General features: G+C 71.0%; 17 protein-coding genes. 8 read left to right on the forward strand and 9 right to left on the reverse strand.

From position 1 onward, the window contains the following. The first annotated feature begins 589 nt into the window (after positions 1-589). A complete protein-coding gene (locus AB0J39_RS15700; protein WP_363464712.1) occupies positions 590-1,450 on the forward strand; it encodes an aminoglycoside phosphotransferase family protein in 861 nt (286 codons plus the stop codon). A 156-nt stretch (positions 1,451-1,606) separates the two neighbouring features. On the opposite strand, the gene AB0J39_RS15705 is transcribed toward AB0J39_RS15700, so the two are convergent. From AB0J39_RS15705 to pstS, 5 genes are read right to left on the reverse strand one after another with little or no spacing between them, the layout of a single operon-like run. Continuing rightward, entirely contained in the window at positions 1,607-2,311 is a 705-nt protein-coding gene (locus tag AB0J39_RS15705; RefSeq protein WP_363464714.1) for a response regulator transcription factor, read from the reverse strand. 35 nt (positions 2,312-2,346) lie between these two features. Then, entirely contained in the window at positions 2,347-3,123 is a 777-nt protein-coding gene (gene pstB, locus AB0J39_RS15710; RefSeq protein ID WP_346229642.1) for a phosphate ABC transporter ATP-binding protein PstB, read from the reverse strand. A 3-nt stretch (positions 3,124-3,126) separates the two neighbouring features. After that, complete coding sequence (gene pstA / locus AB0J39_RS15715) at positions 3,127-4,005, reverse strand: phosphate ABC transporter permease PstA (RefSeq protein ID WP_363464718.1); 879 nt, start codon at positions 4,003-4,005, stop codon at positions 3,127-3,129. Positions 4,006-4,025: 20 nt separating this feature from the next. After that, positions 4,026-5,006 carry a phosphate ABC transporter permease subunit PstC gene (gene pstC / locus AB0J39_RS15720; protein WP_363464721.1) on the reverse strand — a complete coding sequence of 327 codons (981 nt, stop codon included), beginning with the start codon at positions 5,004-5,006 and terminating at the stop codon, positions 4,026-4,028. Positions 5,007-5,009: 3 nt separating this feature from the next. After that, entirely contained in the window at positions 5,010-6,119 is a 1,110-nt protein-coding gene (pstS, locus tag AB0J39_RS15725) for a phosphate ABC transporter substrate-binding protein PstS (protein WP_363464723.1), read from the reverse strand. A 163-nt stretch (positions 6,120-6,282) separates the two neighbouring features. Here pstS and AB0J39_RS15730 point away from each other — a divergent pair, with 163 nt between their 5' ends. Next, positions 6,283-6,741 (forward strand): low molecular weight protein-tyrosine-phosphatase, encoded by a 459-nt coding sequence (locus tag AB0J39_RS15730; protein ID WP_363464726.1) that lies wholly within the window; start codon positions 6,283-6,285, stop codon positions 6,739-6,741. After that, positions 6,728-7,534: a fructosamine kinase family protein gene (locus AB0J39_RS15735; RefSeq protein ID WP_363464729.1), complete on the forward strand. Its 807-nt coding sequence runs from the start codon at positions 6,728-6,730 to the stop codon at positions 7,532-7,534. Before AB0J39_RS15730 ends, AB0J39_RS15735 begins: the two co-directional genes overlap by 14 nt. Positions 7,535-7,585: 51 nt before the next feature. Here AB0J39_RS15735 and hisN read toward each other — a convergent pair whose 3' ends face one another. Next, entirely contained in the window at positions 7,586-8,371 is a 786-nt protein-coding gene (gene hisN, locus AB0J39_RS15740) for a histidinol-phosphatase (RefSeq protein WP_363464731.1), read from the reverse strand. 81 nt (positions 8,372-8,452) lie between these two features. On the opposite strand from hisN, the gene AB0J39_RS15745 reads away from it, so the two are divergent. Beyond that, positions 8,453-8,896: a DUF4442 domain-containing protein gene (locus AB0J39_RS15745; protein ID WP_363464734.1), complete on the forward strand. Its 444-nt coding sequence runs from the start codon at positions 8,453-8,455 to the stop codon at positions 8,894-8,896. Between the two features lie 4 nt (positions 8,897-8,900). Here AB0J39_RS15745 and AB0J39_RS15750 read toward each other — a convergent pair whose 3' ends face one another. Further along, entirely contained in the window at positions 8,901-10,238 is a 1,338-nt protein-coding gene (locus AB0J39_RS15750; protein ID WP_363464736.1) for a PLP-dependent aminotransferase family protein, read from the reverse strand. Between the two features lie 161 nt (positions 10,239-10,399). On the opposite strand from AB0J39_RS15750, the gene AB0J39_RS15755 reads away from it, so the two are divergent. Continuing rightward, a complete protein-coding gene (locus AB0J39_RS15755; RefSeq protein ID WP_363464738.1) occupies positions 10,400-11,032 on the forward strand; it encodes a LysE family translocator in 633 nt (210 codons plus the stop codon). On the opposite strand, the gene rsgA is transcribed toward AB0J39_RS15755, so the two are convergent. After that, positions 11,029-12,057, reverse strand: a complete 1,029-nt coding sequence (rsgA, locus tag AB0J39_RS15760; RefSeq protein WP_363464812.1) for a ribosome small subunit-dependent GTPase A — start codon at positions 12,055-12,057, stop codon at positions 11,029-11,031. The genes AB0J39_RS15755 and rsgA overlap by 4 nt on opposite strands. Further along, a complete protein-coding gene (gene aroA / locus AB0J39_RS15765) occupies positions 12,054-13,424 on the reverse strand; it encodes a 3-phosphoshikimate 1-carboxyvinyltransferase (RefSeq protein ID WP_363464739.1) in 1,371 nt (456 codons plus the stop codon). Before aroA ends, rsgA begins: the two co-directional genes overlap by 4 nt. Before the next feature lie 82 nt (positions 13,425-13,506). Here aroA and AB0J39_RS15770 point away from each other — a divergent pair, with 82 nt between their 5' ends. From AB0J39_RS15770 to AB0J39_RS15780, 3 genes are all read left to right on the forward strand, one after another. Beyond that, positions 13,507-14,256 carry an SOS response-associated peptidase gene (locus AB0J39_RS15770; RefSeq protein WP_363464742.1) on the forward strand — a complete coding sequence of 250 codons (750 nt, stop codon included), beginning with the start codon at positions 13,507-13,509 and terminating at the stop codon, positions 14,254-14,256. A gap of 140 nt (positions 14,257-14,396) precedes the next feature. Continuing rightward, positions 14,397-15,800: a hypothetical protein gene (locus AB0J39_RS15775; RefSeq protein WP_363464744.1), complete on the forward strand. Its 1,404-nt coding sequence runs from the start codon at positions 14,397-14,399 to the stop codon at positions 15,798-15,800. A 152-nt stretch (positions 15,801-15,952) separates the two neighbouring features. Beyond that, on the forward strand, positions 15,953-16,285 hold the full coding sequence (locus AB0J39_RS15780) for a TraR/DksA family transcriptional regulator (protein WP_363464746.1): 333 nt from the start codon (positions 15,953-15,955) through the stop codon (positions 16,283-16,285). Positions 16,286-16,311: the final 26 nt, after the last annotated feature.

A 16,311-nucleotide genomic window follows, 5' to 3' on the forward strand; every position in this document is an offset into this window, starting at 1 on the left:
ACCGGGGACGGTGTGGGAGAGTAGGACACCGCCGGACAATCTTTCATACGGTAGGGCCATCCCGTTTGGGGTGGCCCTTCCGCATTTCCAGACCCCTTTTTTTTCTTGCCCGGGTCACTGGCGGGGTGTGGGTATGCGGGTTTCAGCCCCGGCCGATGACGGCCGGGGCTTTCGCGTATCCAGAGGCGGGCGAAAAGGGGCAGGGGCAGGTGCAGGGTCGGCAGGGCCGGCGGTGGTGGGCCAGGCCGATCCCCCAGCCCAACGATGTGGGGCGTGAGCGTCGGGGGAGCGGAGCGGGCGGGAGGGAGGACCGCAGCGAAGGCCCAGCGAAGCGGGCTTCGCGAGGACCGGACCTTCCGGCCGGCGCAGTGACCAACCCCCAGCCACACCCCAGTCCCCCCACCCGCACACATCCAAAAGAGCTGGACGTGAGCGTCGAGGGATCGAACCACCAACCGGCCCAGTGACCAACCCCCACCCACACCGCCAACTCGCATCCCACCCCAACACACGTCCTAGCGGCACCCGTCCCCGTCCAGCCGCCCCTGTCGTACGGCCGGGTCGGGTGTGAATGGCTAGGGTTACGGGAGTGACCGAGGAGATCATCCGGTTGTTGGCCCGCCATCTGCCCGGCTACGAGATCGGCAGTGTCGAACGGTTGGGCGAGGGACAGGACAATGCGGCGTACGAGGTCAACGGTGAGTTGGTCGTACGGCAGAGCAAGATTGACGAGGCGGCCGACCGTGGGGAAGCGGTGCGGCGGGAGGCGGCGTTGCTGGCTGCCGTGGCCGAGTTGTCTCCGGTGCCCGTGCCGCAGCCTGTCTTCGTGGACGAGGAGGCGGGCGTGCTGGCGTACGGCAAACTGCCGGGGCGTCCGCTGAACCTGCACCCGGTCAGGGAGCCGATGCGCCTGGCGGCTCCTTTGGGCGATTTCCTCAGCGGGCTCCATGCGGCCCCGGTGGAGCGGATGGAGGCGTTCGCACCGCGGGACATTTATCCGCTGAGCGAACTGCTGGAGGAGGCCGAGGGGCACTACCGGGAGATCGCGGCTCATGTGCCGCCGGGAGCGCGGCGGATGGTCGAGGACTTTCTCGGCACCCAGGCCCCGCCGGAGCCCGGCGTTCCGGCGTTCTGCCACAACGACCTGGGCGCCGAGCATGTGCTGGCGGAGGCCGAGACGAGCACCGTGACGGGAGTCATCGACTGGACCGACGCGGCCATCGCCGATCCGGCGTACGACCTCGCGCTCGTCTTCCGGGATCTCGGTCCGGAGGTGTTCGAGCGGACACTGGCGCACTATCACGGGCGTCTCGACGATGCCGGGCATGCACGTGTTCTTTTCTATGCCCGATGCGCGCTGCTTGAGGACGTCGCGTATGGCCTCCGCTCGGCAGGTGCTCGGGCCTACGCGGACGCCGGTCTCGCCCACCTCGAGCGCACCTTCTCGTGACGCGCACCTTCTCGTGACGCGCACCTTCTCGTGACGCGCACCTTCTCGTGACGCGCACCTTCTCGTGACGCGTGCCCTCCCGTGACGCGTGCCCTCCCGGACGCGCACCCTCCGGAGACGTCTTCTTGTGACGCGCGTCGCCACGTGAGACGGTGCTCACCCGGTGACCAGGCGGTACCCCACGCCGCGGACGGTTTGGATCATCGTGTCCTCCACGTCGCCGAGCCGGTGGCGCAGGCGTTTGACGTGTACGGCGATGGTGTTGGTCGACATCCCGTCGGTGGAGTGCCAGACGTGGCGCATGATCTGCTCGCGGGTGACGGTTCTGTCGGCGTTGCGCATCAGGTAGTGCAGCAGCTCGAACTCGCGCAGGGGCAGGTGCACCACGCGTCCGCCGACCTTCACCTGGTATGCCGTGACGTCGAGCTCCACGTCGCCGATCGTGAGCACGGTCCGATGGCCGTCCTGCCGCTGGAAGGCCGCGTGGACGAGGGGGAGCAGCTCGGGCACGCGGTACGGCCTGGCCACGCAGGCCGTCGCGCCCGCCTCCAGGGCCTGCAGCGCCTGCCCGGCGTCGCCGCCGAAGTCGATGCCGAGCAGGACGGGCACGGACCGCGCGAGCCGTACGGCGCGGACGAAGTCGACGGGTCCGACGATGGGGAGGGAGGCGCAGATCAGCACGGCGTCGGGCCGGAGCGCCCCGGCCTGCAGCAGCGCCTGGGCGCCGTCCGGTACGCCGGTCACGTCGACGCCCTCGGCCTGCATGGCGGCCGAGAGCTGTCGCACCAGACCCGCGTCCGGATCGGCCACCAGGAGCATGGGCGCCGTCCGAGTGTCCCCCTCCACTGCGGGTGCCGTCACCCGGTCCCTCCAATGCTGTCAGCCGGGAGCGGTCGTCAGCCGAAACGGCCGGTGATGTAGTCCTCGGTCGCCTTCTCGGCCGGATTGGTGAAGATCTTCGAGGTCTCGTCCATTTCCACGAGCTTGCCGGGCTGCCCCTGGGCGGCCAGGTTGAAGAACGCGGTCCTGTCGCTCACCCGGGCGGCCTGCTGCATGTTGTGGGTCACGATGACGATCGTGTAGTCCTGCTTGAGCTGCGAGATCAGGTCCTCGATCGCCAACGTCGAGATCGGGTCCAGGGCCGAGCACGGCTCGTCCATGAGCAGCACCTGCGGGCGTACCGCGATCGCGCGGGCGATGCACAGGCGCTGCTGCTGACCGCCGGACAGGCCCGCGCCGGGCTTGTTCAGCCGGTCCTTGACCTCGTTCCAGAGGTTGGCGCCCTTGAGCGACTCCTCGACGACGCCCTCCAGCTCCGACCGGGAGTGACGGCCGTTGAGCCGCAGGCCGGCCGCCACGTTGTCGAAGATGGACATCGTGGGGAAGGGGTTCGGCCGCTGGAACACCATGCCGATGGTCCGCCGGACCGACACGGGGTCGACGTCGGCGCCGTACAGGTCCTGCTCCTCCAGGCGCACCTTGCCCACGACCCGTGCGCCGGGGATGACCTCGTGCATCCGGTTGAGGGTCCGCAGGAACGTCGACTTCCCGCAGCCGGACGGGCCGATGAAGGCCGTCACCGACCGCGGCTCGATGGTCATCGAGATGCCCTCGATCGCCTTGTGCGAGCCGTAGTAGGCGTCGAGGCCCGCGACCTCGATCTGCTTGGCCATTCCTTACCTCCTCCTCGCGGGCGAACGCCACCAGGTGATGAGGCGCGCGACCAGGTTGAGCAGCATGACGATCAGGATCAGCGTGAGCGCGCCGGTCCAGGCCCGGTCGATCGCGGTGTCCGTGGGACGACCGGCCTGATCGAAGACGTACAGCGGGAGCCCCATCTGCGGCCCGTTGAACGGGTCGTTGTTGATGGAGTCGGTGATGAAGACGGTCAGCAGCAGCGGCGCGGTCTCGCCGGCGACGCGGGCGACGGCCAGCATGACGCCGGTCACGATGCCGGTGAACGCCGTGGGCAGGACGACCTTGACGATGGTGCGCCACTTGGGCACGCCCAGCGCGTACGACGCCTCGCGCAGCTCCCGGGGCACCAGGCGGAGCATCTCCTCGGCGGACCTGACCACGACCGGCATCATCAGGATCGACAGGGCGAGCGCGCCGGCGAAGCCGGAGAACGGCATGCCGAGCACGAGGATCCAGAAGGCCAGGACGAAGAGCCCGGAAACCACGGAAGGGACGCCGGTCATGACGTCCACGAAGAAGCTGATCGTGCGGGACAACCGTCCGCCCTCGCCGTACTCGACGAGGTATACGGCGGTGAGCAGGCCGATCGGGACCGCGATGAGCGACGCGAGCAGGACCTGTTCGAGCGTCCCGATGATGGCGTGGTAGGCGCCGCCGCCGGCGTCGCGCGCCCCGATGTTGCGCATGGAGTGGGTGAGGAACTCCATGTCGAGGCGGCCGATGCCGTTCTTGACGACGAGCCACAGCACCGACAGCAGCGGGATGACCGCGAGCGCGAACGCCAGGTAGACGAGCACCTGGACGAGCCGGTCCTTGACCCGCCGGACGGCGGAGATGGGCTGGATTCCGGTTCTCATCTGAATTTCGGTCTGTACGGTCACGCTGCGGCCCTCGAGTACTCCTTGCGGCGGGCGATGACGAAGCGGGCGGCCGTGTTCACCAGCAGGGTGATGACGAACAGGACGAGACCCGAGGCGATCAGCGCGCCGCGGCCCACCTCGGTCGCCTCGCCGAAGCCGTTGGCGATGTTGGCGGCGATGCTGTTGCCGTACGGGCCGAGGATCTGGAACGTGATCTTGAACGTCGCGGGGAAGATGAGCGCGACCGCGATGGTCTCGCCCATCGCGCGGCCGAGGCCGAGCATGGCGGCGCTGATGACGCCGGGCCGGCCGAACGGCAGGACCGACATCCTGATCATCTCCCAGCGCGTCGCGCCGAGCGCCAGCGCGGCCTCTTCCTGCATCTTGGGGGCCTGCAGGAAGACCTCGCGGGAGATCGCGGCGATGATCGGCAGGATCATGATCGCGAGCACCAGCGACGCGGTGAGCATGCTCTTGCCGACGATGGTGTCGCCGCCGAACAGCGGGATCCAGCCGAGGTAGTCGTTGAGGAACTTCGACGGGCCGAGCATGAACGGCACGAGGAAGGCGACGCCCCACAGGCCGTACACCACGCTGGGGACCGCCGCGAGGAGGTCCACGACGTAGCCCAGGACCGAGGCGAGCCGCCGGGGCGCGTAGTGCGAGATGAACAGCGCGACGCCGACCGCCACCGGGGTGGCGATGACCAGCGCGAGCAGCGAGCTCAGCACGGTGCCGAAGGCGAGTGCCCCGATGCCGAAGACCGGCTCGGTGGCGTTCGGCTGCCAGGTCAGCTCGGTGAGGAAGCGGGACGTGTTCGCCTGGAGGGCGGGGACGGCCTTGACGACCAGGAACACCCCGATCGCGGCCATGATCGCCAGAAGGACGACACCGGCCCCGGTCGAGGCGAAGCGGAACGGGCCGTCGCCGCGGCTGCGCCGGAAGGCGGACCGGCGCATGGCCGGCCCGCTCTCCCTGGTTCTGGTTGACGTCGCCATCTGTTAGGCGATCGCCGCGACCGCGGTGCGGACCTTGGTGAGCAGGCTCGACGGCAGCGGGGCGTAGCCCAGGCTGGTCAGCGCCTGCTGGCCCTCGTCGCTGGCGGTGTAGGTGAGGAACGACTTCACCAGCTTCGCGTCCTCGGCCGCCAGGCCCTTCTCACAGGTGATCTCGTACGTGACCAGCACGATCGGGTAGGCGCCCGCGGCGCTGGTGGCGTAGTCGATCTTCAGCTTGAGGTCGTTGCCGGTGCCCTCGATCTGGGCGGCCTCGACGGTCTTGCCCGCGCTCTCCGGCGTGAGCTCGACGAACTCGCCGGAGCCGTTGGCGACCTTGGCCTTCTGGAGCTGGGAGTTCTCGGCGAAGGACAGCTCGACGTAGCTGATCGCGCCCTCGGTGCTCTTGACGCTGGACGCGATGCCGTCCGAGCCCTTCGAACCCTGGCCCTGCGCCTCGGCCGGCCACGCCTTCGCGGGCTCGTACGGCCAGTCGGCGGTGGCCGCGAGGAACTTGGTGAAGTTGTCGCTGGTGCCCGACTCGTCCGAGCGGTGGAACGCCTGGATGGCGGTCGAGGGCAGCTTGGCGTCGGGGTTGTCCGCCTTGATGGCCGGGTCGTCCCACTTGGTGATCTTGCTGTTGAAGATGCCGCCGATGGTCTTCGGCGAGAGCTGCAGGCCGTCCACACCCGGCAGGTTGTAGACGACGGCCACCGGGCCGGTCACCATCGGCAGGTTGATCGCCTTGCCGGTCTTGCAGCGCGCGTCGGCCTGGGCGGGCTCGCCCTTGTCCTCCTTCAGGGCCGAGTCGGAGCCGGCGAACGCCACGGTGCCCTGGATGAACGCCTGGACGCCGGCGCCGGAGCCGCTCGGGTTGTAGTTGATGCTGACGCCGGGGTTCGACGACTGGAAGCTCTTCTTCCACTCCGCGATGGCGTTCGCCTGGGCCGAGGAACCGGCGGCGTTGATGGTGCCCTGGAGGGTGTCGTCGCCCTGTGCGGGAGCGGCGGCGCTGGAGGTGCCCCCCGCCGTGCTCGTGTTGTCATCGGTCCCGCATGCGGCGAGCGAGAGCACGCCGGCGATGGTGGCGGCGGCGAGCCGGCCTGCATACTTCACGGTTGTTCCTCCCCTTGTCTCTCAACAGCAGGGACGGTAGGGAGCCAAGGTGACCTAAAACCTTGGTAAAGGTGAACGCGTAATGAACGCCCCCGGTCGCTCTCGTATGGCTTCGCGAGAGATAACGAGCAGGTCACGGGCGTTATGGGAGAGGATTGAGTTCATGAAGCGTGTATGTCTGGTCTGCATGGGGAACATCTGCCGATCGCCCATGGCCGAGGTCGTGCTGCGCCGTACGCTGGCCGAACGCGGGCTCGATGTGGAGGTGGACAGCGCCGGCACCGGAGGCTGGCACGCGGGAGAGCCGATGGACGAGCGGGCCCTGGCCACGCTGGCCGGCCACGGGTACGACGGCTCGTCCCACCGGGCCCGCCAGTTCGACCGGGCGTGGTTCGCCGAGCGTGACCTCGTTCTCGTCATGGACCAGGACAACCTGCGCGCCATACGGCGGATCGCGCCGCCGGACGCCGACGTGCGGCTGCTGCGGTCGTTCGACCCGGCCGCCCCCGACGGCGCCGAGGTGCCCGATCCCTACTACGGGGGACCCGAGGGCTTCGCCGAGGTGCTGCGCATGGTCGAGGCGGCCTGCGAGGGGGTGGCGAAGTACCTTGAGGATCACTAGGAACCTCGGCGGCGGGCACGCCTGGACCCTGCACGAGGGCGTGCTCGACGACGGCCGCAGGGTCTTCGTCAAGAAGAGCGGGGCCGCGTCCGCCGTGCTGGAGAGTGAGGCGGCGGGGCTGCGCTGGCTGGCCGAACCGGGGGTGGTGGCCGTTCCCGAGGTGATCGCCGAGGACGGCGGCACGCTGGTGCTGGAGTGGATCGACACCGTCCCCGCCACGGCCGGGGCCGCGGAGCGGTTCGGCCGGTCGCTCGCGGCGCTGCACGCCGCCGGCGCCGCGGGCTTCGGCGCTCCCTGGCCCGGCTACATCGCCGAGCTCGCCATGGGCAACGAGTCCGCGCCGGACTGGCCGTCGTTCTACGTGTCCCGCCGGGTGCTCCCGTTCGTACGGCTCGCGCGTGACCGTGGGGCGCTGTCGGCCGCCGACGTGGAGCTGGTCGAGGAGGCGTGCGGCCGGGTGACGGAGGTCGCCGGGCCGGCCGAGCCGCCGAGCCGGATCCACGGCGACCTGTGGAGCGGGAACCTGCTGTGGTGCGCGGACGGGGTCGTGCTCGTCGACCCGGCCGCCCACGGCGGGCACAGGGAGACCGACCTCGCGATGCTGGCGCTGTTCGGGGCGCCGCACCTCAACACGATCCTCGCCGCCTACCGCGAGGCGGCGCCCCTCGCGGACGGCTGGCGTGACCGCGTGCCCCTGCACCAGCTCCACCCGCTGGCCGTCCACGTCTGCCTGTTCGGCGAGGCGTACCGGGGCAGCCTTGTCACCGCCGCGGGCGACGTCCTCGCCCTGTGACCGTCACCGATAGAAGGCGTTCACCCACGCGGCCCGGAACTGGAGGAGATGTCAGCGAGGGGACAGGCGCTTGAGAACCTCGTCGTGGAGCCGGCCGTTGGTGCAGACGAGATTGCCACCATCGAGCGGCGGAGTGCCGTCGAGGGAGGTGCAGGAGCCGCCGGCCTCCTCGACGATGATCGTGAGGGCGGCCATGTCCCACGGGGACAGTTCGGGCTCGGCGGAGATGTCCACCGCACCCTCGGCGACCATCATGTGCGACCAGAAGTCGCCGTAGCCGCGGGTGCGCCAGCACTCCCTGGTCAGATCGAGGAACGGGTCGAGCCGCCCGGCCTTCTCCCATTCCTCCAGGTCCGAGAAGGAGAAGGAGGCGTCATCGAGGCGGCCGACCGAGGACACCTCGCAGCGCGTCGCCTTGCTCATGCTGCGCCCGGTCCACGCGCCGCTCTCCTTGGCGGCCCACCAGCGGCGGCCGAGCGCCGGGGCCGAGACGACGCCCACGACGACCTTGCCGTGTTCCATCAGCGCGATCAGCGTGGCCCACACGGGGACCCCGCGCACGTAGTTCTTCGTGCCGTCGATCGGGTCGACGATCCAGGAGCGCATGCCGTACCCGGTCATGCCGAACTCCTCGCCGACGACGGCGTCGCGGGGGCGGGCACGGCGCAGCGTGCCGCGGATCGCCTCCTCCACGGCCCGGTCGGCGTCGCTGACCGGGGTGAGGTCGGGCTTGGTGTCGACCTTGAGGTCCACGGCCTTGAAGCGGCGCATCGTGAGGTCGTCGGCGGCGTCCGCCAGTAGATGCGCGAGGTGCAGGTCGTCGCGGTACTCCGTCACAGGCCCAACGTATCGTGCCGCCACCTGATCACATCAGAGGAAGGATCGCTCCGGACCGTACCTGCCGGTAACATCCCGGCCATGGACATCGGCGCCTTCATGCTCGACAGCGTCCCGTTCGCGCGGCTGCTCGGCATCACGTTCGACACGATCGGCTCCGGTACGGCGGTCGCCCGCCTGGCCGACCGGGCGGACCTGCACAACCACGTGGGCGGCCCGCACGCCGGCGCCCTGTTCACGCTGGCCGAGACCGCCTCGGGCGCGGCCATGCTGTCGGCCTTCGGTGACCAGCTGTCCAGGGCGGTGCCGCTGGCCACCGAGGCGTCGATCCGCTACCTCAAGCTCGCCAAGGGCGAGGTCACGGCGGCCGCCACCCTGCGGGCCGAACGGGAGGCGGTCGTCGCCCGGCTGGACGCGGGGGAGCGGCCCGAGTTCGAGGTCGGCGTCGAGATCCGCGACGCCGGCGACGTCGTCGTGTCGGAGCTGACCGTCTCCTGGACCCTGCGCCCCAACCGCCGGAGCTGACGCGTCACTCGGCGAGGACGTCGTCCGGGGAGGAGCGCGCGAGCCCGGCGAGGGTGGCGAGGGCGCTTTCCAGCGTGTGCGCGGGCGGTGAGGCGAGGCCGAGGCGGACGGCGTTCGGCGTGCGGTGGTCGCCGACGGCGAAGGCGGCCGCCGGAGTGACGGCGATGCCGTGCCGCGCCGCGGCGGCCACGAACGTGTCGGCCCGCCACGGCGGGGGCAGCTCCCACCAGCAGTAGTAGGACCGCGGGTCGGCGCGGACGGCGAACTCGCCCAGGTGACGCGCCGCGATCTCCTGCCGCGCCTCGGCGTCCCGCCGCTTGCCCCGGCTCAGCGCTCCCACCACGCCGTCACCGGCCAGCCGGACCGCCGCCTCCAGCGCGAACCGCGGCGGCGCCGCACCCATCGAGTGCAGCGCCGCGGTCACGGCGGAGGCCGCGGCCCCGGGTACGACCGCGAACCCGACGGTCAGCCCGGGCGCGAGCCGCTTGGACAGGCTGTCGACGAGGATCGTGCGCTCGGGCGCCACGGCGGCGAGCGGGGGCAGGTCGTCCCGGAGGAACGACCAGATGCCGTCCTCGATCGCGGGCACGTCCAGCCGTGCGAGCACGGCCGCGAGCGCGGCGCGGCGCTCGACCGGCATGCTGACCGACGACGGGTTGTGCAGCGTCGGCTGGAGATAGACGGCCCTGAGCGGAGCCCCGCGCGCGGCGGTCTCCACGGCCTCGGGCACCAGGCCCGCGTCGTCGACCGGCAGGGGGACGAGGGTGACCCCGAGCCGGGTGGCGATCGTCTTCACGACGGGGTAGGTGAGCTCCTCGACGCCCAGCCGTGTGCCCGGCGGGACCAGCGCGGCGACGACGGCCGCGATCGCCTGGCGTCCGTTGCCCGCGAAGAGCACCCGCGCCGGGTCCGGGCGCCAGCCGGGGCGGGCGAGCAGGTCCGCGACGACCTCGCGGGCGACGGAGGTGCCCGCCGCGCCCACCGGCCGCATGGAGGCCTCCAGCACGTCCGGGCGCAGCAGTCGCCTGATGCCGTCCTCGATCAGACGGGCCTGCCCGGGGATGACGGGATAGTTGAGTTCGAGGTCCACCCTGCTGCCGCTCGGTTCGGCCAGAGCGGTCCCCGGACGCCGGGCGGAGGCGCGGACGAAAGTGCCGCGGCCGACCTCGCCGACCGTGAGGCCGCGGCGGGTCAGCTCCGCGTAGACGCGGGCCGCGGTGGAGCCGGCGATGCCGCGCCGACGGGCGAAGTCCCGCTGCGGGGGCAGCCGGTCTCCCGGTCTCAGCCGCCCGGCCGCGATGTCCGCGGCCACCTCGTCCGCCAGCTCCCGGTAGCTCTCCACCGCCGCCTCCTCACCGCCGCCTCACAGTGCCACGGTGACGCATTCAAACACGATATTGCTCCGAGAACAATATGAATTATTGCCCTGATAACGCAAGGAGGATTAGCCTGATAAAGCCGTCCGGACCGGTGTGAATGACCCGCGAAGAGAAAGCGATATCGATGGTCGAAACCCACGCGGTCCTGGGCGTCGTGTCCGTGGCGCTCGGAATGGTGCTGTCCCCGGGCCCGAACATGATGTATCTGGTCTCCCGCAGCATCAGCCAGGGACGCCGGGCCGGGATCATCTCGCTGGCCGGAGTCGTCGCGGGATTCCTCGCCTACCTGACGGCCGCGAACCTCGGGCTGGCCGTGCTGTTCGCCGCCGTTCCGGAGGTCCTCGCCGCGATCCGGCTGGCCGGGGCGGGTTACCTGCTGTGGCTCGCGTGGAAGACGATCAGGCCGGGCGGCGCGTCGGTGTTCAGCGTGCGGGAGGTGCCGGACGATTCGCCGCTCCGGCTGTTCACCATGGGACTGGTGACGAACCTGCTCAATCCGAAGATCGCCATTCTGTATGTCTCCGTCATTCCGCAGTTCGTCGATCTCGGCGCGGGACACGTGCTGTTCCAGGGCGTCGTCCTCGGCCTCTTCCAGATCGCGGTGGCCTCGACGGTGAACCTGTCGATCGTGCTGGCCGCCGGAAGCGTCGCGGGTTTCCTGGCGCGCCGGCCGGAGTGGCTGCGGGCCCAGCGGATCGCCATGGGGAGCATGCTCGGAGTGCTCGCAGTAATGCTCGCCCTCGGCGGATTGCTCTAGTCCTCGTCGGCGGAGCCCTCGCGGCTGGCGAGCAGCCGCCGCAGGGACTCCAGCCGCGTGGGATCGGCGTGTCCCTCCGCCACGTAGCGGTCGAGAGCGCACTCGTCGCCGAGGTGGGTGCAGCCCTTGGGACAGCCGGCCGTGGCGTCCACCAGGTCGGGGAAGGCGGCGAGCACGGTCTCCACCGAGATGTGCGCGAGCCCGAAGCTCCGTACGCCGGGGGTGTCGATGATCCAGCCACCCTCCGGCAGTTCGAGGGCGACCGCGGAGGTGGAGGTGTGCCTGCCGCGCCCGGTGACGGCGTTCACGTGGGACACGGCCCGGCGGGCGTGCGGAACCAGCGCGTTCACCAGGGTCGACTTGCCGACCCCCGAGTGGCCGACGAGGACGCTGATCCGGTCCGCGAGCGCCTCGCCCAGGTCGTCGAGCGGGCCGCCCTTGCGGACGACGACGTACGGCACGCCAAGGGGCTCGTACAGCGCCACGAGGTCGCCGGCGGGCGCCAGGTCGGCCTTGGTGAGGCACAGCAGCGGCTCGATGTCGGCGTCGTACGCCGCGACGAGCATCCGGTCGATCATCCGGGGACGTGGCGGGGGGTCGGCGAGCGCGGTGACGATGACCAGCTGGTCGGCGTTGGCGACGATGGGGCGCTCGATGTCGTCGACGTCGTCGGCGCTGCGGCGCAGCATCGAGGTGCGCTCCTCCACGCGCACGATGCGCGCCAGCGTGTCGGGCTGCCCGGTGACGTCGCCCACCAGCGCCACGCGGTCGCCCACGACGATGCCCTTGCGGCCGAGCTCGCGGGCCTTCATCGCCACGACGAGCATCCGCTCGCCCCTGCGCTTCTTCGGTGTGGCGGAGCGGGGGACGCCCTCGCCCACCAGACAGGTGTAGCGCCCGCGGTCGACGGCCACCACGAAGCCCTCGACCGCCTCGCTGTGGGCAGGCCGGATCCGCGTCCGGGGCCGTGAGCCCTTGCCCGGCCTGACCCTGACGTCGTCCTCGTCGTACTGCCGCTTTCTCAGCGCCCGCGCCCTTCGGAGTGCCCCGATCCCAGGTGGTCCTCGCTGCCCAGCATCGCGGCCCACATGCGGGGGAACTCGGGCAGCGTCTTGCCGGTCGTGGCGATGTCCTCGACCTCGACGCCCGGCACGACCAGGCCGATGACCGCGCCCGCCGTGGCCATGCGGTGGTCGGCGTAGGAGTGGAAGTCGCCGCCGGTCAGCGGCCGGGGGTGGATCTCCAGGCCGTCGTCGGTCTCCCGGGCGTCGCCGCCCAGCCGGTTGATCTCCGTGGCGAGGGCGGTGATCCGGTCGGTCTCGTGCCCCCGGATGTGCGCCACGCCCCGGATGCGGGACGGCCCGTCGGCCAGCGCGGCCAGTGCGGCGATCGTGGGGGTGAGCTCGCTGACGTCGCGCAGGTCGGCGTCGATGCCGCGCACCCTGCCTTCACCGGTCACCCGCAGGCCCTCCGGCACCCGCTCGACCCGCGCGCCCATCTCGGCGAGCAGCCCGCGAAGCGCGTCGCCGCCCTGCGTCGTCTCCTCCGGCCAGTCGGGCACGACGACCGAACCCCCGGTGACCAGGGCCGCCGCCAGGAATGGCGCGGCGTTGGACAGGTCGGGCTCGACCGTGACGTCCCTGGCCCGGATCGGGCCGGGCTGCACCCGCCACACGTCGCGCTCGGAGTCGTCCACCTCGACCCCCGCCTGGCGCAGCATCTGCACCGTCATCTCGATGTGCGGCATCGACGGGACGGGCGGGCCGCTGTGCCGTACGGTCACGCCCTTCTCGAAGCGCGCGGCGGCCAGCAGCAGGCCGGAGACCATCTGCGAGGAGACCGAGGCGTCGAGGGTGACCTCGCCGCCCGGGATCGGACCGCGGATCGTGAACGGCAGCGCGTCGTTGTCCACCGCCGCGCCGAGCGCCCGCAGCGCGCCCAGGATCGGGCCCATCGGCCGCTTGCGCGCGTGCGCGTCGCCGTCGAAGAAGACCGGCCCGTCGGCCAGCGCGGCGACCGGGGGCACGAACCGCATCACCGTCCCGGCGAGCCCGACGTCGACCGACGCCCCGCCGCGCACGGGATGCGGGGTCACCGACCAGTCCACGCTGTCGGCGCTCTCGTTGGACGGCGTCATCTCGGCGCCGAGCGAGCGCAGCGCGGCCGCCATCAGATCGGCGTCGCGGCTGCGCAGCGCGAGCCGTACGGTGCCGGGGGCGTCGGCCAGCGCGGCGAGCAGCAGCGCGCGGTTGGTCACCGACTTGGAGCCGGGCAGGCGGACCGTCGCGCGGACCGGCTCGGCGGCCACCGGGGCGGGCCAGAGCGGTGCGGCGGCGTTCTGGTGGGCGGCGTGCGGCTCGGCGCCGCCGGACGCGGACTGCGGAGAGGCCATGTCCGCAAGCTTAGTGTGCGCGTGCCCGACCGGACCGTCTCGGAGAACGCGTTCGCTCCCCGGGAGTGGCAGTCTTGGTGGCATGTGCGGGAGGTACGCGTCGGCGCGCAAGAAGCAGGAGTTGCTGGAGGAGTTCCAGGTCGAGCTGGACGGTGTGCCCGACCAGGAGCTGCGGCCCGACTACAACGTCGCGCCCACGAAGAACGTCTACGCGGTCATGTGCCGCGTGCCCAAGGACGACGGCGGCGAGAGCCGGGGCGACGAGCCCGTCAGGCAGCTCCGGGTGGTCCGATGGGGGCTCGTGCCGAGCTGGGCCAAGGACCCGTCGGTGGGCTCGCGGATGATCAACGCCAGGGTGGAGACGGTGGCGGAGAAGCCGTCCTACCGCAGGGCGCTGAAGTCCCGGCGCTGCCTGATCCCGGCGGACGGCTACTACGAGTGGATGCCGCTCGAGGGCAAGAAGAAGCAGCCGTTCTTCATCCACCCCGCCGACGGCGGCGTGCTCGCGATGGCCGGCCTCTACGAGTTCTGGAAGGACCCCACCCGCGCGGACGACGACCCGCTGAAGTGGCTGTGCACCTGCACGGTGATCACCACCACGGCGGCGGACAAGCTGGGCCGTATCCACGACCGGATGCCGATGATGGTCGAGCGCGAGCGCTGGGAGGAGTGGCTCGACCCGCGGGTGACCGACCCCACGGGGCTGCTGGTCCCGGCCGGGCCGGACCGGCTGGAGGCGTACGCGGTGTCGGACGCCGTGAACAGCGTCCGGCACAACGGCCCCGAGCTCATCGAGCCCCTCGAAGGAGACGACGTCCCGCGGCTCCTCTGACAGGCCGCGAATCCGAGAAAACCACGCGTTCGTCCTATCGGGGACAACGTGTTGATCGGGGACATGTCCGGACGTACGCTCCGGTGGCGCTTTGCACGACATGTACGTGACCCGCCACTCCCAGTTACCAGGAGCGTCGCATGTCCCTGACGAACGACCTCACGCGCACACCGGCCGAGCCGAGGACGGTGACCTTCGGAACGGTCAACGCGACCGCCGACTACAAGGCGCTGCGTGCCCTCCCCGCGGACAAGTACCCGGAGTACTTCAACCGCGTCTACACGCTGTTCACCGGGCTCGAGTTCGACGTCTGGTCGCATATCGCGCAGTACGAGGGCGAGGACAAGCAGTGGCTGGCCCACGCCCTCTACCTGTACGGCAGGAACAAGGACGCCCTCCCCGCCGGCTTCGACCACACGGCGGCGGTGGCCCGTCTGATCAACCGGGCGACCCAGCGCACCGCGATGCCCGGCGCCCAGGACGACGCGTTCGAACGCGAGGTGCTCCGGGCCAGTGGATGGGTGTCGGCGATGATCGTCAGGGACCTCGTCCCACCGGACCAGGGCGAGACCGCGAAGCTGACCTCGATCTACAACCCCCCGGGCCAGGACCGGGGGGTCGACGGCAGGCAGCAGGTCGGGCCGCTGCGCACGGACGTGCTCAAGGAGCTGGTCGACGTGCTGGCGAAGGTGGTGGACGAGCAGCTCCTCCACTGGGTGCGGCCCAAGAACACGCCCGCCGAGCCGGAGTCGCTCGACCATCTCAGGCGCATCGCCGACTATCTCCAGAAGTACGTGGCCCGCGTTCTCGGGCCCTACGCGGACGCCCGGGAGGACGGGCCGTACTTCGACGGCTTCCGCTACTCCGAGCGCCTGCAGAGCACGTGGGAACTGCCCGCGGGGCCCGCCCAACGGCTGAACTGGATGACGAACAGAGCCCAGGCGGTCGGCTGGGACAAGGAACGGGGCGCGCTGCTCGCCAAGGCGAACTACGACGGCACCCGTGGCGGCGACCAGGAGACGCTGCGCCGCGTTCTGCGCGAGCGTCTGGAGTCCGACGAGTCCCTGAGCAGAAGGGTCGACGCCATGGTCAAGCTGACCGCGGCGCACAGCGGGGGCGAGGGCAGGATCTCGGTGCAGCCGATCTTTCCCAGTGCCGCCTGGGGGACGAAGGCCGACTGGCGCTGGCGGGTGATCAGGACCCTCGCCCATGAGCTGATGCACCGGCTCGCGCATCCCGACTTCACCGCCACGGCGGGCAGGATCCGGCACGGGCAGATAGTCTCCGAGGGCTTCGTCGACCTGCTGGCCCTCGACGTCTACACGCGGCTGTGGGGCCTGGTGTCCCAGTCGAGCGCCGCCACCGAGGTCCTGCTGAAGGGCGTCGGCGCGACCAAGGCGCCCGACGGGTCGTTCCTCAAGGTCGGCTACGGCGAGGCGGGAACGTCGGCGGCGGCGGTCCGCGACCTGATGGGCGACGACCGCGTCAGGGCGGCCTTCTTCCTCGGCGCGACACACCTCATCGGGCTGCCCTCCGCGCAATGAGCGCGTACGGGGATCTCCAAGGGGTGTAAGCGGCGCGCGAAGTGGGCATCCGTTCGGGAAAGCGGCCGCACGTGAGGTGATCGGCCGCTGACCGACCAGGAGACCGGGGGCTCCTGGACGGGTGAATCCCCCACTCCCGGAGGTGCGGATCCGTGGACGTCGCGACCGTGCGTATGCGCCTGGAAGGCATGCTCGCCGAACTCGACCGGTCGATCAGCGTGCTGCGCGGGGACCCGGTCGCCGGGCACGACAGGTCCCTCGCGGACGCGGGGGCCGACCTCACCGACGCCGACCGGACCCGGGCCATGCTCGACGCCGCGTCCCGGCAGCGCACGGCCGTGCTCGCCGCGCTGCGGCGGCTCGACGACGGCGGTTACGGCCGCTGCGTCGACTGCGGCACCCTCGTTCCCGAGGGCAGGCTGGAGGCGCGCCCCGAGGCGGCCCGCTGCGTGCAGTGCCAGTCGCGAACCGAGCGCCGCCGCTGAGCCCTGCTTACTGAGCCCTGCTTACT

This window comes from Microbispora sp. NPDC049633 (assembly GCF_040675265.1).
GTDB classification, from domain to species: Bacteria; Actinomycetota; Actinomycetes; order Streptosporangiales; family Streptosporangiaceae; genus Microbispora; species Microbispora maris.

Excerpts from the sequence above, each read along its gene's own strand:
- pstB (WP_346229642.1), bottom strand. The coding sequence starts at position 3,123 with ATGGCCAAGCAGATCGAGGTCGCGGGCCTCGACGCCTACTACGGCTCG.
- pstA (WP_363464718.1), bottom strand. The coding sequence starts at position 4,005 with ATGAGAACCGGAATCCAGCCCATCTCCGCCGTCCGGCGGGTCAAGGAC.
- pstC (WP_363464721.1), bottom strand. The coding sequence starts at position 5,006 with ATGGCGACGTCAACCAGAACCAGGGAGAGCGGGCCGGCCATGCGCCGG.
- AB0J39_RS15730 (WP_363464726.1), top strand. The coding sequence starts at position 6,283 with ATGAAGCGTGTATGTCTGGTCTGCATGGGGAACATCTGCCGATCGCCC.
- AB0J39_RS15745 (WP_363464734.1), top strand. The coding sequence starts at position 8,453 with ATGGACATCGGCGCCTTCATGCTCGACAGCGTCCCGTTCGCGCGGCTG.
- AB0J39_RS15755 (WP_363464738.1), top strand. The coding sequence starts at position 10,400 with ATGGTCGAAACCCACGCGGTCCTGGGCGTCGTGTCCGTGGCGCTCGGA.
- aroA (WP_363464739.1), bottom strand. The coding sequence starts at position 13,424 with ATGGCCTCTCCGCAGTCCGCGTCCGGCGGCGCCGAGCCGCACGCCGCC.
- AB0J39_RS15770 (WP_363464742.1), top strand. The coding sequence starts at position 13,507 with ATGTGCGGGAGGTACGCGTCGGCGCGCAAGAAGCAGGAGTTGCTGGAG.
- AB0J39_RS15775 (WP_363464744.1), top strand. The coding sequence starts at position 14,397 with ATGTCCCTGACGAACGACCTCACGCGCACACCGGCCGAGCCGAGGACG.